The 16,709-nt window shown below is 61.4% G+C and carries 8 protein-coding genes; 3 read left to right on the top strand and 5 right to left on the bottom strand.

The genetic code is table 11. The features are described from left to right. Window positions 1–5: 5 nt before the first annotated feature. From BLU84_RS17750 to BLU84_RS17740, 3 genes are all read right to left on the bottom strand, one after another. The gene (locus BLU84_RS17750) at window positions 6–3,284 is read right to left on the bottom strand and encodes an ATP-binding protein (RefSeq protein ID WP_139175083.1); all 3,279 of its coding nucleotides are present in this window, start codon (window positions 3,282–3,284) and stop codon (window positions 6–8) included. Window positions 3,285–3,408: 124 nt separating this feature from the next. Further along, window positions 3,409–8,031 carry an NACHT domain-containing protein gene (locus BLU84_RS17745; protein ID WP_074870477.1) on the bottom strand — a complete coding sequence of 1,541 codons (4,623 nt, stop codon included), beginning with the start codon at window positions 8,029–8,031 and terminating at the stop codon, window positions 3,409–3,411. A 285-nt stretch (window positions 8,032–8,316) separates the two neighbouring features. After that, window positions 8,317–10,278 (bottom strand): AAA family ATPase, encoded by a 1,962-nt coding sequence (locus BLU84_RS17740; protein WP_074870474.1) that lies wholly within the window; start codon window positions 10,276–10,278, stop codon window positions 8,317–8,319. 150 nt (window positions 10,279–10,428) lie between these two features. Between BLU84_RS17740 and BLU84_RS26650 the strand changes: the two genes are divergently transcribed. Further along, window positions 10,429–10,776, top strand: a complete 348-nt coding sequence (locus tag BLU84_RS26650) for a hypothetical protein (protein WP_139175082.1) — start codon at window positions 10,429–10,431, stop codon at window positions 10,774–10,776. A gap of 206 nt (window positions 10,777–10,982) precedes the next feature. On the opposite strand, the gene BLU84_RS17735 is transcribed toward BLU84_RS26650, so the two are convergent. Then, window positions 10,983–11,513: a YecA family protein gene (locus tag BLU84_RS17735; RefSeq protein WP_233431180.1), complete on the bottom strand. Its 531-nt coding sequence runs from the start codon at window positions 11,511–11,513 to the stop codon at window positions 10,983–10,985. 707 nt (window positions 11,514–12,220) lie between these two features. Beyond that, complete coding sequence (locus tag BLU84_RS17730) at window positions 12,221–14,377, bottom strand: TonB-dependent receptor (protein WP_074870470.1); 2,157 nt, start codon at window positions 14,375–14,377, stop codon at window positions 12,221–12,223. 147 nt (window positions 14,378–14,524) lie between these two features. Between BLU84_RS17730 and BLU84_RS17725 the strand changes: the two genes are divergently transcribed. After that, window positions 14,525–15,190: a response regulator transcription factor gene (locus tag BLU84_RS17725; protein WP_074870868.1), complete on the top strand. Its 666-nt coding sequence runs from the start codon at window positions 14,525–14,527 to the stop codon at window positions 15,188–15,190. An 8-nt stretch (window positions 15,191–15,198) separates the two neighbouring features. Continuing rightward, a complete protein-coding gene (locus BLU84_RS17720; RefSeq protein WP_074870468.1) occupies window positions 15,199–16,473 on the top strand; it encodes a sensor histidine kinase in 1,275 nt (424 codons plus the stop codon). Window positions 16,474–16,709: the final 236 nt, after the last annotated feature.

Here is a 16,709-nt window from a genome sequence, read left to right as displayed (position 1 = left end):
TTGAACTAGTGAGCCTTTTTGCTTTCCTTGAAGCGTTCAATCGCCTGCAAGAATGGCGCGTCGGTCACTCCTGGAGGAAGAATCGGGTCAGTGATTCCGCGCATGGCCCCAATAAGCGGTGACGTCTCTCCAACCTGCCATGCCGGGATGAACACCAGGTGTGAGAGCCTGATGCCCAACTCAAAGCTCTCTTCAGTCGTCTCGATTCGTGGCGAGGTAGCGCTGAAAGCAACCGGCAGCAGGAAAACAAATCCTCGGCGCCTGAAGTGATCTTGCAAGACCTCGAGGTTTCGACCAGACGATGGCGTCATATCGTGCATTCGGTAGACCATGGCGAACATGCGATTGTCAGCGGACATTGCCTTCAGGTACGACTCGCCAATGCCTATTGCCACCCGGTAGTTCAATGGACTGTCGCGCTGAATACCGGTGATGACAGTAACGCTAAGCCATCCGTCCCGGTTCTCCGCACCCACCTTCTTGCGCCAACCACGAAAGATCTTTTGGCCTGCGTCAAAGTTCTCAAATGCCAAGGCCATCATCGGCGGTGCCACCTCGCCAGGAACCTCTGGCAGCAGCACGCCAGTACCCTTCCATTTGGCTTTGTCCCAGAGCGGAAGGATGATGGGCGACATGACCCTCATGTCCCGATGCAACACCGCATCCACGCCGAAGAGCTTCTCTGACAACGGCTCCCTAGCATAGTCGGATTCTTTTTCGGCATTAGCGCCAGCAAGCGCGACGACACTCGAATCCGGCACCCAGGCTTTTGCGCGAACGAGCGGATACTCGGCCAGAGTATTGTCCTGCACCCAGTCTTCTGCGCGCCCCGGCGGCGACGCCCCAAGAATGTTCGTGACGGAAATGATGGATCGCGCTACGTGGTACGCACGGTCTTGAGCACGATGCTTAGCAAACATCTCCTCAAAGTCCTTGTGCTTAACCCTGAGCTGCAGCTCGTACGTCACGCGCGCGAACAGCTCAATCATCGCTTTTTCGAAACCCTCGCCGACCAGTTCCGATGCGCCAGAAATCGGGTGCGCGACGATAAGCATCGTCTCGCCACAGTCATCCTCAACATGACGATGAACAAAGGGCGGCTTCGCGGCCTCCGACTGCCGAACCTCGATAACCAGTCGCTCTCGGGGTGAAAACATGCTTGTGGCGCGAACGGCGGTGGAATAGAACGCCTCGAGAAACGCGACAATGCTCTCACCCAGCAGTGCCGACGCGACACCACCACGGACGATGACTTCAATTTGGCAACCCAAGATCGCCGTTGTCATGGTGGCTGTGCCGAAGTGCCAAGCTGGGTGCTTGGGAAGATCTTGCGAAGCTGGAGCGGCAAGCCATTCGCTGGAAAACTGGTCCAAGTCGTCATTCGCAGTCCCATACTCTGCTCGCACCGTGTCCTCGTACCCCAGCATGAAGAGGGCCGCGGCACGTGACATCTCCAACCCCAATGTTGACAGCAGGTCCGGAAGCCGAGCGAGGCGAGGCCAATCATCGTGCGCAGTGCGCAACACCAAGATTCCAAGAACTCTGTCGATAGCCTGCAGTTCCTCGTACAGCGCCTTGGTGTCATCCTCGTCCAGACTCAATGCGACCTGGATTGGCGCGAACCACTTCACCCAGCCGAGTACATAAGGCACGCGACCGAGCTGAAGATCCAGCCAAGCCAGCTTCTTCAACAGCGGCAACGCTCGACGATCGACGGATTTTTCCTTGAACCATGAATATAAGCATCGGTCCAACGCGGTCACTAGATTCGCCCTTGCCGCGTAGAGAAGACCCGCCGACTCGTACGCGAGGCCCGTCCCGCAGAGCGCGGCAATGAACTCATCACGGCAGTCCTCCTGGGCAAGGAGCAGCTGCGCGCGGGCCAGGTCGTCAATCGCGTCATACGCCTTCTTGCGCTCGAGTCTTTTAAGACCGCGCTGCAGCTGAAGCTCTCCAGCGACTCGGTCGCCATTTCTCTCGCGTTCGATTTCGATGACGGTATCTAGCAGCTCGTCATAACCGGGCAACTCACCGATGACATTTGCCAGTTCTTGCACCATCCGAACCAATGGCTCGACTGGGAATTCGACTTTGCCGCGCACTTCGCCCAGAACATGGCTCAATGCAGTAATGGCAGGCCGCAAATCGCTTTTTGAATGCATGCCCGCGACCAAGTCCATCTGTAGAAGTTGCGTCCGAGCCCAAAGTGAGCTGGTTTCCTTTGACTCGTCGGCGGCATGGCGCAGAAGTGAAGTACGAAGAGCGCTGGTACGTGCTTCTCTGGAAGGCTTACCCGCTTGGAAGGCCAACCAGAGATTGACAAGGCCGTCAGTATCCCAAACCCAATCGGAGGCCAGTACTTCAGCTGCCAATAGGTCATAGATTCGGTCCGCCTCTTCCATGTCATCGAACCACCACAGGGCCGTCCAAGCCTTCTGGTACCAGATGCGCTGGAGTTGCCAACGATTGGTGCGACGAGCAAGGCGCTCTGCGCGCTCGAACCTGCCATCGACCTCGTGTCGTGGCCGCTCGAGACCGCGTGCGAGCAGTGCCGACTGCAAGCTCTCCTCGACCAGTTCCAAGGTGACACCAGACATAGCTGCCGCCTCGATCTTCTTGTCGAGAGCATCCAGCTCACGCAGCCTTCCGGCGTCAAGGGGGCCAGGACTAGAGATCACTTTGGACGCGAGCTCGAACTGGAGCGTCTCAGCGACGATATTCCAACGCTGGTGGCGGACAACCTTCTCAACGATCCAGCTCCGGTCCAGGATACGCACCTGCACACCATGTTCCTTGGTGAGGGCGTCTTCCATCTCGGCTCGGTCCTTGTCCTTGATGGACTGGTTCGAGACAAAGTAAACAAGAGTGTAGGGGCGGCCGGTTGCCAAAATCTTGGCGACGTCTGAGCGAATCTTCGGCTTCCATTCGGCCTTGGCACTTACGGCAAAACCCCAGCGCTCGCCGGCGGACACTGGGTCACCCTCGAACCAAAGCGTTGCAATCGATGGAGCTACTGGATATGTCTCCGTATCAACCTTGCTGTCACCGCCCCCAGTCGGCCCGGTCTGCGGTATCAGATTCGGACAAATCTCCTTTTCAGCCAGAACCCGCGCGAAATTCTCGAACGCAGTCTCCTCCTTTCGGCTTGTGAGCGAGTGCAGATGAAACTCGAACTGGCGCCGGTCTAATTCACCAACCTCGGTATGCAACGTATCGGAGTACAGCTCCGGACGCCGCGCTCGCATGAACTCTCGGTAGCTTCGATTCTTGCTTGCTTTGTCCATGGGTAGATTGCTTCCACTGATCGGTGGATCAAGGCGCTATCGCTCGCGACCGAGTCGCCGCAGATTTCACAGTCGTGCTAACCCTACTCTGAAAGCCCTTGCAGACTAATCACTTTGGGGCGCGTTACTTCCGACTCTTCGCCCTACTCACGTCAACCTTCTTCGCGGCTGACTTGGCTACCGACTTGGGTCTTGTCTTTCCAGGGGCCTTTTTGGTGACGCTCTTAGTAACCTTCTTGGCGGCCTTCTTGGTGACGTTCTTGGCGGCCTTCTTAGCCACCTTCTTGGCGACATCGCTTGTCGGTTTCCTCGTAGCCGTGTTGGCTATCTTCTTGGTAGTGGACTTAGCCGCGCCCCTACCTTTGGGCTCGGCACGCATGGTCAGGTCGATGCCGATAACGTGCACGGCATGCACATGCGGGAAATCCTTGGCTACCTTCGCCCAGTGCGCTTGCAGGCCTGCCGTGAGTTCCTCAACCGAGGTGACCCGACTTCCGTCGGGAAGGCCCCAGTATTTGCGCCCTCCCTGATGCATCAGAAGAAAGATGCCTCGACTGGACCGCTGATCCCGGAGATAGTCATTGCACAGCTGATTTTCGAGGCGTTCGGCTAACTCTGGCCCGGACCACTGGTTAGCCAGCTTCAGTTCCGCCGGCACCGGGTTGTCGAAGGCCATGCTCAGGAAGCGGATGTCAGTGCGCTTCTTGTCCGCGAACTCTTCCTCCTGTGCGATCACATAACGATTCAGACCGCGGGCCCTGCACCAGTCGGCAACGACGTTCCTGACCTCAGTTTCCTCTGGCGTCAGTAGTACTCCCGCGATACTGGTCTCACCGTGCTCAAGAGAGTGCTTGAAATCGAGCAGGCGATCGATCGCCAGATCATGCAATTCCTGGTGATTACGTGGCGTACGCTCTAGATTCTCTTGGAACTCTCGCACCTGGCTGCTTCCCCAACCAGGCCGGTCCGCATCGGTGACCGCTCGCGCGTATGCAAGCCTCGTAACCCAAGCCCGTCCATGCTTGGAAGGATGCTCCGCAGCGATTCGCAGCAGCGCGAAGTATGCCTCCTGTCCGGGCGTGTCCCTCAATGGCGCGAGCAACTGGTTGCGTGCCTCCTGGGCGTCGTCACGCAAGGTCGGGCTGTAAACGCCCTTGCCAGCTCGATCGATGTCTTCGCTCTCGACAATGTATTGATGCATTAATAGGAACAGGGCCGTCAGATGCGGAACCGTGCGATAGCCCTCTCGAGCCACGCGACGCCCACGGCGTCCTCCGGTGAGAGCGATCAGGCAATGCATTGCCACACCAGTCTGTCGCGTCTTGTCCCGAAGAGCCTCCAGGTGTGTTGCTAGTGCCGGGAGAGCATGATCGGGATCAACGCCGATCCAGGCTGCAAACCACGCGGCAGCAAATTCATCAGCACTCTTCCCCACGTGCGTGCTCGCAAGCGCGGCGATGCCAGCTCCCTCCACTTCGGAACCAGACAGGATGGTCAGAACTTGACGCAAGTGCGCGGCGCTCGCCGGCGGGGCATTTAGGCGTTTCAAGAGCTCCGGCGCAAGGCGGTTCCACATCCAGCTACCAACGCCGCTGACGTCGCTCAGCACATCGTGACTGGGACTGTTGATGGCCAGCGCCGTTCGCAGCTCGTAGTCAATCTCACCTAGAACGACCTTCAACACCGCCTCGGGGTGCGCGGCGAACAGTCGCGGCAACCACGGCGGGAAGCCGTTGAGTTCGCGCATTGCGTATCGCGCGGCCAGCTCAGCCTCTTCGTGCGTCAGCTGGTCCGCCCAATTGGACGTCTCCCGTGAGTCGAACAGCAAGCCAATCAAGCCGAATACTGTCGTCAACGGCGTATTGTTGGGAGCTGCGCCCGTCGAAAGCAGCTCCGGCGTGTTTGTTCGCCAGAACGCGACGGCACCGTCACGGAATGCCCTGGCCACGTCGTGGCCGAATTCTGGGATCAGCGACCTCCACCTGCCATCGGCCCACCGTGACGAATTCTTGTCGAACTCACGCATCCGTGTCGAAAGATAGTGCTGATTTTTGCGGACACCGCCGCCCGGGAAAGGTGTGCGAAGTGAATCAAGATTCGCCATCAAATGCTTGCGCCACCCCGCCCGATTTTCCTCACGCTTTTCTGCGGCCCGCGCAGAGCGCTGCTTCCTTCGCGCCTCTTGCCGCCGCCACTTCTTGAACTGATCGGATAGCGGTCCCAGCAGTGCTGCGAGCGCCGCCTGGAGCTCAGGCACTCCGTTGGCACGTCGGCGCAAACGTTGACGCCAGGTCGACGGGCGACCGTTCTCGCGATACAAGCTATGTGCGGCCGATAACGCGACTAAGCGATCATCGAGAAGTGGTCGCGTACCGATTTCCTTGAGGATGTACTCGAAATCGTCGACAGTCAGGCGCCAGTAGCGCCCGAACATGCCGACTCTCCAGATGTCAACCAGCGGTTCGCCCGACTTCTTCAGCCGATGCGCACGCGTTTCTTCCACGTCCTGCCAGAACAGGGCGCGATTGAGCGTCTCCCACGCACTCACGTGTTCCGCCAAGCGCGTGCTGTCCTCACGATCCTCGTTGTCGCCAAACCGCACGGCCACTGGAATCCGACGCAGCAAAGCCATCGCCGGTGCCTGCAACGTGGCGGTGTCCTTCGCCTGGACGAGTCGATCCAGCACTATGATTGCTGTGCTCATCAACCAGTCGTTCGGTCGGCGACGATGGCCCCCATCGTCGTTGTCGTGGTCCGCGGCCAGCTCCAGCAGTCTCTCAAGTCCCGTGACGAGAAGTGGCAGCAGAGCCAGGGGCAGCTCAGCGACGTAGGTCTCAACGGCGTCGGCGAGAGGATCGATGCTGTAGCGCTCTTCGCGCTTGGCGCCAATGCAGGCTTGCAGCAGCCAAGCGACGCCGTCGGCATCGCGGGGTAGTGATTTGACGACCTCGGCAACCCACCCCCGCTCCGGTGGCGTGGCGTCGTCCAACAGGGCCACGCGAACCGTCTTGCGATCAGCATCCGTCCCCAGCGCGGCGACTGCACGTAACGCGATGAGGCGCACGTTGAAATCGCTGGCGCGGCTCGCGACCTGCTTAGCTTCGTCGAGCGCTCCCGCAATCTCACCCTGCCAGACCATTCGCATTAAGAAATAGACGACTTCGTCGTCGTTGTGATGGATAGCCAGAAGCGCCTTAGTGTGATCGGCCAGATCGGGCGCCGCGAATCGCTGTACGGCCTGGAAGTCAGTCAGCGAACCGTGCCCCGAAGCGCCCGCCAACTGGCCGCACGCCTTGCTGAGCAACTCGCGGCGCATCTCGAGCGGAAGACGGCTCGGATCGCCGCCTTCGAACATGACCTCGGGCGCCACGCGGCGCACCCGCGCGAGCACGTCGGGATCGAGCAAGGCCAACCACGGCAAAACGCCACGCATCGCCGGCACCACTACTTCCCGACCATACTGAACCTGGAAGAAGAGCGCTTCGATTCGGCTACGGGACGCGTGGTCGACGAGACGACGGTGCAACCATTCGGCGGTCAAAAACTCTCGGGCCTTCTGCACGTAGATGCGAACGGCGCCGAACTGACTTGCAACGAAAAGCGGCCGCAGCAATAGCGTGCGAATGTCCTTTTCCGACCAATTAAGCAGGTCGCCCGGCTCAACACCATGCAGCTCGGCCGGGGCGTCCAGTAGTCGGATCTCCGGTGTCTGCATCAACATGTTTGCTGCCGCAAGCGTGCGTGCCGCTTGACGTAACTGTTCGCGGCTCAGCGTGGTGGCTTCTGCGCGATCCGGATCGACTTCGGATAGACGTCGAACAATGCTGACTTCAGTGAGCTCGAACTGGCTGCCGATGCGCCCGTTCGCATTCCAGTAGTCGACAAGCCCCTCCAGATCCAACGGACGGGCGGTTTCAGACTGCGCTTCCTTACGTGTGACGGCCTCCAGGAAGCTCGCTACGTCGGCGACTTTCTTGGCACGCGCGAAGGTCTCGACCTGCTTCTCATTCAAGGTATCGAAACCGACGAGCAGCACTGCGTTCGGCTCCGCTTCCGGTGGTTCATCCTTCTTCTTGTTTGTCGGCTCTTCGGGCCCGTCGTCATCCTCAGCATCGAGATCATCGACTTGCCAGTCGATGCTGGCCCCCTCCAGCTCGGAATCGTTATCTTTCGGCGCCGGTGGTTCTTCGGCAGGATCAGAGGTGACTACTGGTGTCGACGACTCGTAGGGGAGATGCGTACGAATTAGCTCGCGATCCGTACGGGCCCGCCAAGCGGCTTCCCGTCCGGTGACGAGAATGTGTGCCCGTTGCAGGACTGGCTCGAGCATGCGGCCGATGTAGCTGATCGCCTGCTCGAACTCTTTCGGACTCTTCAGCCGCGCCTCGTCGACCGAGTCCAGGAACACCCAGCCTTCGTCTCCGGACTTGACCCACTCGAGGAACTGCTCATGGTTGCCGGCGGCCTTGTCGAATGCGCCGGCAAAATCGTTGCAGACATGCTCGATTCGCAGGAAGAAGGCTGACTGGCCCTCGGCGTGCAGCAGCTTAGCTCGATGGCGAATCTCGACGGTCTTGCCGGAGCCTCCGCCGGACAGGATGACAACGCGCGGCCGGGCGAGCAGGTCGCTCCAAGACATCTGGCCGCGCTGACCAAACGGCTGGGTCAGGTCGATGTCGTCGCTCTTCGCGCCGTTCGCGACGCTCAGATGGAAAGTCCGGTCCAGCTCGACAAAGAAATCGCTCAATGCCGCACCTATCGGCCATTGACACCCGAAGCTCTTAGACCAAACACGGCCGGATGTCGGCGGCCGCGGTGGTAATCGCTATCTCTTGCCCGGAGCCGCCGCCTAACTAATTGGCGAAACGACTTCCCTGACGATCTGTGTCGCTTATGAAGTGATCGAGGTTTCGTTCGCAGCGGCTTGGCCCATACGCTGGCACTTCCCATGTTCCGCCGCTCTCGGCTCAGACCGACTCCGCCCTTACGATGACGTGGGTGCGGCCGTGGACAGTCGGCAGCCGGCTGCGGGCTATTTCGCTGGTAGCAGCGCGTTGACCGCCTTGAAAGCCCGCTCGAAACGATCAAGCGATTCGTTCACTTCCTGGCTGTCTTTCGACAGCAAGTCTTGGTTGTTGAGCAGCCAAGATGCAGGCGTGAAATGATCAAACGCTGGAACGGAGGCATCCATCAAATTGAACAGAGCCTCTGTCTGCTTGACTTGCCTCACCAATGCGCCGTCCTGCGTAAACGCATCCGCTTTGATCGCACCCTTACCCTTCAAGCCATACGCGCCGTTGACGATTTCTGCAAATAGCCTGGGACTGAAGAAGTCCTCAATGTCGCTTTCATCCTTTCCCGTGAAATCGGTCGCCACGAGGATGCCCTCGGACTTCAAGATTTGCGAAGTACGAAGGCGCTGCACCTTGCTCTTGTCGCCATTGCCGTAGTCGCATAGGGCGGCAATGTTGACCCCCTTCCCAGCAAAGAGAGATGCAAACGACTGCACCTTATCAATGCCACCGGAGGGGCACATCGTCCAACGCGAATCCAGCCCTTCACGCTTTCGGGCCTTCAGGGCATGAGACGCCACTTGCAGGTACAGAATGTCCGAGGGACCTTCAACTAATAACGTATTCGCACCAACGAAAAGTGACTGCGTTACTTCGTACCCAAGATGGGCCTGCAGCGGAAACAGAGTGTCCTTATCGACCGTGAGCACATCGGCGGAAACCTTAGTTCCTTTGACGACAGGCCGGTTGCGCTCATCTCGTTCTACAACATCTTCAACAACACGCACGTCCTCAAGCCGATCAACCGGAACCATGAACGGCGAATGCGTGCTATAGATAACTTGGTGTTGAGGGAGAAGTCTCTCGATGATGTAGCGGAGCAGATCAGCCTGCGCCTTACCATGCAAAGTAAGGCCTGGCTCATCGAGAAGAATGACGGCATTCGGCGCCTTCTTTCGCATTTGCTTGAACTGAGCAAGGAAAGAGAAGAACCACACGAAACCCGCACTCCGCTCGGAGAGCGGAACATCCACTTTGTGGTTCGAGTTGTTGATGCGAATCTTGGCTACAGTCCCCGAGTTGAACGGCGGTGGGTCGTCCCTCAATCCCTGAGCAAGCTCGATATTTACCGCGAGCGCATCGTTCTGACTCCAGAACTCGAAAATTTCGTCGGTAATATCGTTCGATGCCCCTTGACACTTGGCTTTCAGATCCTCCAAGCGTGTACTCGCTTTCAACTCCTCGATTGATGTTCCGGCGTACTCCAAGAAGTCCAGAAAAATCTGGTCTCCTGGCGACATCGGCCGGCCGTGCTGCTTGTCGTCTTGAAGCTTTACGATGGAGATCTCGCCTGACATACGGTCATAGTGAGATGTATAAAAAAACTTCGGCACCTTCACGCTCAGCAGGTCGATTGCCTTAAGCGTGGTCCGACCTTTTCGGTAGGAAGCAATTTCCTCCTTTACCGCCAGTAGAGCCTCGGACGCCCCTTCTGTACTATCGATTTCCGTAACGAACTTGTCGAACGAAATTTCTTCAAATTTCGTTAGCTCCTCCCCCACCACTCCGTGCTTGGCGAGCAGGTGCTTCGCCACTACTAGCTCATTAATTCCGATCGTCCAGTAGTTGGTTGTGCTTTCGTATTCGCTTTCGATCTCAATAGTGTCGGAGGTCAAACTCCCCTCGCCAAGCACATTCTCTACAACAAGCTTTTCAGCCTCAGAGAGCTTCCACACGGTAGCAGCGACACGAGCCTCGCCATCTCCATGCCTCTCCTTGTATCGAACGAGGTGCCGGCGCGGGTAGTCACGGATTTTGTCGTAGCTAAAGTCAGCAGTTGGATTGATGCCATGGAGGGCAGAAAGCACGGCAGTCTTGCCCGCCTCATTCTTGCCGACGAGGCAGGTGAGCTGCCCGATATCGAACCAGCCGGTGTCCTCGGCTGAGCGGAAATTGCGCACCCGCGCCCTGATCAGCTCCATGCTCCCCCCTTGTTGGCAATCGGTTGTTACTTCCCCTACGGAGTTCCAAGGTAAGGGCGGTCACGGGTCCGATTCAATAGCAACTGGATCTCTTCCTGTGAGATCGTCCGGGGGAATGATCAAATCCTACTTTTGGGCCACGGAGAGATTATGGATCGTTGGAACTGGGTAATGGTTCGAGCCTTCGGCCCCGCCGCCGTCGCCCTGCTGGTGGCCATGCTAACGATGGCCATCCTTTCACATTGGCAGGCGACCCCGCTACTTGCCGAGCTGATGGTCGTTGGGCGGTGGATTCCACTGCTGGCATTGGTAGCGTCGCTCTGGCTTTTGCTAGCCCCCATATACAGATTGTGGCAGTGGCAGCGCGGCAAAGGACCAAACTGCCCGCGCTGCGACGGACCACTAGGTTACGAACGCGCCGGCTATGCCAGTCGCGGCGGCGCCTATCGGCGTTGCTATGCCTGCGGCGATAACGTCAACCATCGCCACTACGAGTAACGCTATGGGATCGCGAGACTGAAGTGCGCACTAAGGGGCTTGGCCGCGGCCACCGCCCCTTAGCGAAATTCTAAAGCTGCGGTGGGTGCGCCACGCCGTCTTAATGAGGCACGCTGATCGATGGCCAATCAAGCGCTGGCCGGTATCGGAGATAAGTACGTGCACAACAGTATCTAACAACCTTACGAAGCTCTATACGCGAGCATTCAGAGGCCAAACATGAGTTCGAGACGACGCCCATGGCAACGTTTGTACTTGCCTCCGCTGCGACACAGGCAGGGGTCGTGATCGCGTAATCCCAATCCCAAGGATTGCCCTAGAAGGTTCTGAACCTGCAGCAGCGGCTCGATCTCATGTGCAGGCACGCTGACATGGCCGTACTGGGAAGCCCGCTCCCCTCGGTTCATCACACGCACGATTGCTTCCGATACACGGATGAAGTGTCGAATCACCTGGTCGTCGCGCAGCGGCATGCGCACGTTGTCGACCACCATACCGTCATAGCGGCGCCGCTCGTCGGGCACGAAGAGGATCCGAGTTTCGCCGTGCGGTTTGGGTGTGATGTCGACCATCTCGCCCTCTGGAGATAGCCAGACTGCGTGAAACTCTGCTTCGACCAGAACATGCGGCCATTCCCAGAGTTGCCAGCCGCATAGCATGCTCCCTCCGGCACGCGCGATCTTCGCCTCAACATTCGGAAAGCATTCGTTGACAATGGCCTCGGGATCAGGCTTCACCGCCAAGTACACGCCTTGACCGCTCCTGCTCACCTTCTCAACAAGTCGTCGGACCGCAGGTGTTATCTCGGGAGGCGTCGTCGTGTGCAAGCAGGCTATTCCATGGCTGGCGGGGTGCCATGATGCTCTGCCCTAGCCTTCTCAGGCGATGCGACAGCATCGGCCTTGGCCAATCCCCCGCTGCTCCCGCTTCGGCAGGACGCTTCTGCCCATTATCTGTGTCAGTGCACGGGATGCCGGCCTTTAGCCATGTCAGCAGCGGATCAGTCTTCCGCGAAAAACAGCAACGATGCCCAGAGGAAGCTGATTCTGATCAGCAGGTTGGGCAGAAACCGCGGCCGCTGACGCTATTACCTGCTCTCGACAGGAATTCGACGCCGGGAAGCCGGCACCGCGACCACTAGACGCGGCGGCAGCCAAAAGCGGCGAACGTGCAGGCTACGTAGCGGGTTTGCCGGCGTTGGAACCGGCTTAACCGCTGCAAACGGGAGCGGTGTAGCGCCCCGTGAATCAGGGCAGACGGCCAGGATCGCGGGCCCCATTGAGACCGCAATCGGGACGCCGAAGTTCCCGGCCGGGATCGCGGCGGCCGCCGGCCGCGCCGGGTCGTCGCCGCTCGGGCGCCCGGAAACCCCGGGGCGCCCAGCGTGGCCGGCCGGCACCGACATCCGGCGCCGGCCTTCCGTTTCGATCAAAACCCGCTCCGATCAGAACCGGTAGCTCAGCCCCAACCGTACCGCCCGCGGCGAGCCCGGCAGCAGGTTGTTGTTGCTGTGCGCAGAGGCGTAGTAGTCCTCGTCGAACAGGTTCTCGACGTTGAGCTGCATGCGCAGCTTGTCGTTGACGTTGTAGAACGCCGCCGCGTCCACGCGGGTGAAGCTGGGCAGCTTGACCGCGTTGTCGGTGGCCACGTAGACCTCGCTTTGATGAATCACGCCGAGCCCGACGCCCCAGTTCGGGTTGAAGTCGTAGCGGTTCCACAGCGAGAACGAGCTCTTCGGCACCTGGCCCAGGCGATTGCCGTCCTGCGCGCCCGGCGTCTGCACTTCGCTGTCCTGGTAGGCGTAGCCGCCCATGATCTGCCAGGCCTCGGTGATCCGGCCGGAAGCTTCCAGCTCCACGCCGCGCACGCGCTGGCCGTCGACCAGCAGCGACTGCGCGGGGTTGTTCGGGTCCACGATCGCCACGTTGGTGCGGTCGAGCTGATAGACCGCGAGGCTGGCGGCGACGCCGGAGGCGAGATCCCACTTCACGCCGATCTCGTCGTTGGTGAACTTCTCCGGATCCAGGTTGCGGTTGCTCGGCGTCAGCGAAGCCAACTGCTCGCCGGCGCGCGGCACGTAAGCCAGGCTGTGGCTGGCGTAGATCGAGATATTCTCGCGCGGCTTGTAGATCAAGCCGGCGCGCGGCGAAACCAGATCGTCCGAGCTCGACAGCGAGGTGCCGTTGCGGTTGTTGCGCAGGTCGGCGTCGAAGCGGTCGAAGCGCACGCCGAGTACGGCCTGCCATTGCGGCGAGAACTCGATCTGGTCCTGGACGTAGATCGCCGCGCTCTTGGCGACGCTGTGGTTGTCGGCGTCGGACACCGATTGGCGGAACGCGACCGGCCCGGTGTAGATCGTGTTGGGCAAGGTCACGAACGCCGCGGTGGCGTTGGCGCCGACCGCCGGGAAATAGCCGGTTTCGCGGAAATTGTCGGTCGTCTGGCGGGCGAATTCCGCGCCGATCAGCAGCTCGTGCTTGACCGCGCCGGCCTCCAGCTTGAAGGTCAGGTCGGTCTGGTTGAGCAGGTTCTTGCGTGTGGTCAGATTGTTGTACGCCGAAATCGCCACCCGGCCGTTGCCGGCGGTGTAGGCGCCGGGAAACACGTTTTGATAGAACTTGTCGTAGTCGGCGTAACGGGTCTGATTGACGATGCGCGCGCCGTTGCCGAAGTCGTGGGCGATGGTCGCGGTGAGCGCGTCGACCCGCGCCCAGGTCGGGCTCAGGGCGGCGTTGCCGAAGAAGGTCGAGGCGTCGGTGCGCAGCGGCGCGCCGCGCACCGGCAGCAGCGAGGGCACGCCGCGATCGGTGACGCGGTCGTCCTCGAAGTGCTCGTAGCCGAAGGCGAAGGTGGTGGCGTCGTTGGCGCGGAAGCTCAGGGTCGGGTTGATCGCCCAGCGCTTGAGTTCGACTTCGTCGCGATAGCTTTCCGAATCCTCGTACATGCCGGTGACGCGGAACGCCGCGGTGTCGCTGAGCGCGCGGTTGAAATCGCCGACGACGCGGCGCTGGTCCCACGAGCCGATCGTCGCGGCGATTTCGGCCTGGTCGGTCCAGTTGGCCTGCTTGGTGACGCGGTTGATCAGGCCGCCGGAGCCGCCGCGGCCGAAGATCATGCCGCTCGGGCCCTTGAGCACTTCGACCCGCTCGATGTTGTACAGGTCGCGGTAGTACTGGACGTCGTCGCGCACGCCGTTGACGAAGAAGTCGGCGGTACTGGTGTTGCCGCGCAGGATCGGCGCGTCGCGGTGGCCCTCGCCCTGCGCCATCTGCACGCCCGGGACGTAACGCACCACATCGGCCATCGACTGCATCGCCTGATCGCGGATCAGCTTGTCGGTGACGATGGTGACCGACTGCGGCGTATCCAGCAGGGCGGTGTCGGTCTTCATCGCGGTGCCGGTGCGCGGAACCTGATAGGCGCCGCGTTCGCCCAGCACTTCGATGCGGTCGAGCGTGGTCGCGCTGGGGGCGTGGCCGGCCGGTTGCTCGGCGGCGGCGTGCGGCGCGTACATCGCCAGGCCCAGCGGCAAGCCGAACAGGGCGGTGCGGATCGACAGCGAGATGGCGGAGAGGGTCGGAGAGGTGATTGCGGCGGGCATGTCGGGAAAGCTCACGGGTGATGGCGCTGGCGGCCAGTAAGAACGAGAATGATTCGCGTTAATATAGAAACCCCAACGTCAGGCCATTGTCAGATGAGCGCTCGGGCACCCGATTCGCTGGACCGTCCGCTGGACAGCGGCGAGCTCGTGCGCGTGCTGTTGGTCGAGGACAACCAGAGCCTGGTGGCCAACGTGTTCGCGTATCTGGAAGGCGCCGGGCTGAGCCTGGACGCGGCGCCGGACGGCGTGTCGGGTCTGCAGCTGGCGCAGGACAACGATTACGACGTCGTCGTCCTGGACTGGATGCTGCCGCGCATGGAAGGCGTGGAAGTGCTGCGCCGGCTGCGCGCTTCGCATACCGATGTGCCGGTGCTGATGCTGACCGCGCGCGACGAACTCGACAGCAAGCTGGAAGGCTTCCGCAGCGGCGCCGACGATTACCTGTCCAAACCCTTCGCCATCGCCGAACTGGAAGCGCGCATCCGCGCCTTGGCCTTGCGTCGGCGCGGGCGCACCCGCGTGCTGCGCGTGGGCCCGCTGCGCTACGACCTGGCGACGCAGGAAATCGTCCGCGGCGAACGCGCGTTGCAGCTGCACACCGGCTGCCGCGCGATCCTGGAGGTGCTGATGCGCGAAAGTCCCAACATCGTGGCCAAAGAGCGTCTGGAAGCGGCCATCTGGGGCGACCGTCGCCCCGACCGCGACTTGCTGCGCACCCACATCTACGAACTGCGCCGGCGCCTGGACGCGCACGCCGAACCCAAGCTGCTGCACACGGTCAAGAACGTCGGCTACCGGCTGGCGGACACCTGAGCGCACCCATGAGCAAACGCCCCAGCCTGCGTCGCAGCCTGTTGATCGCGATCGCGCTCTACACCGGCATCCTCTCGGCGGTGGTCGCCTCGCACGGCTACTGGGTCAACGAGCGCGCCGAGCAGGCGGTGTGGGAATCCATGCTGCACGCCGAGATGCAGCACGTCGTCGGCCGGCGCGTACACGAGGCCGAATACACGGGCCCCGACACCGACGCGCTGCGCTATTACGACGGCGCCGGATTCGCCGCCAGCCCGTTCGCCGCGCTCGCCGCCGGCGTGCACGACGAAGTGCGCGCCGGTTCGCGCGAGTACGTGGTGCTGGTCGAGGACGTCGCCGGCGGACGGCGCGCGCTGGCGCTGGACATCACCGACCAGGAACAGGGCGAACGCACCCTGGGCGCGTCGCTGGCGTTGTCGGTGGTGCTGGTGGCGGCGCTGATGGCGGCGCTGGCGTATTGGGGCGTCGGCCGCCTGGTCGCGCCGCTGTCGCGGCTCGCCGCCCTCATCGCGCGCCTGCCGCCCGACGGCCGCGGCCCGGCGCTGGAAGTGAGCGACACCGCGCCGGCCGAGATCGCCGTGGTCACCGATTCGGTCAACCGCTACATGGGCCGGATCCGCGAACACATGGAGCGCGAGCGCACCTTCATCAACCTCGCCAGCCACGAGCTGCGCACGCCGATCGCGGTGATCGCCGGCTCGGCCGAGGTCGCGCTGGCGCATCCGCAGATGAGCGAGGGGCTGCGCCCGCACGTGCTGCGCACGCAACGCACCGCCGCGGCGATGGAAGAACTGGCCTCGATGCTGCTGGCGCTGGCCCGCGATCCCGAGCGCGCCTTGCGCGGGCTGGCGCCGGTGGATCTGGCCGCCGAACTGCCGCGGATCGTGGACGACTTCGCCTACGTCGCCCGCGACAAGGAGCTGACGATCTCGATCGACGCCGGGCCGCTGCCGCAGGTCGGCGCGCCGGCCCAGGTGTTGCGCGCGGTGATCGGCAACCTGATCCGCAATGCCATAGAAAACAGCGACCGCGGTTCGATCCGCATCCATGCACCGGACCGCGACAGCCTGGTCGTGCAGGACAGCGGCCACGGCATGTCGGCGGCGGAAATCGCCGCGCTGCACGCGCGACTGGCGATGAGCGAATACGCGAGCACCGGCGGCCTGGGCCTGGGCCTGATCGCGCGCATCTGCGACCACTACGGCTGGAGGCTGCAACTGTCCGCCGCGCCGCAGGGCGGCACCTGCGCGAGCATCCGCTTCGCGCAAGCGACGCCGCACTAGAGGGTCGCCCGAGCGAAGTCCGCGCCCGCCGCAGCGCGCGGGTGCGGCGACGCCGACGTTGCGCGATGCTGGAAACCGCAGGCGCGCCGCGGTTGACACCGTTGCTCTGAAACAGTCCCGCACAACGCAATGGCCATCCCATTTTCCGGATGATTTGGGTGGAATTGGATCTTGCGGCGGCTTTTCCGGATTGGGCCTAGTGATAGCGCGCCGGCGCTTCCTCGCCGGTCCGATCC

Source organism: Lysobacter enzymogenes, from assembly GCF_900106525.1.
GTDB lineage: Bacteria > Pseudomonadota > Gammaproteobacteria > Xanthomonadales > Xanthomonadaceae > Lysobacter > Lysobacter enzymogenes.
The sequence above is the reverse complement of the archived record's forward strand: the minus strand, read 5'-3'. Positions and strand labels throughout refer to the sequence as shown.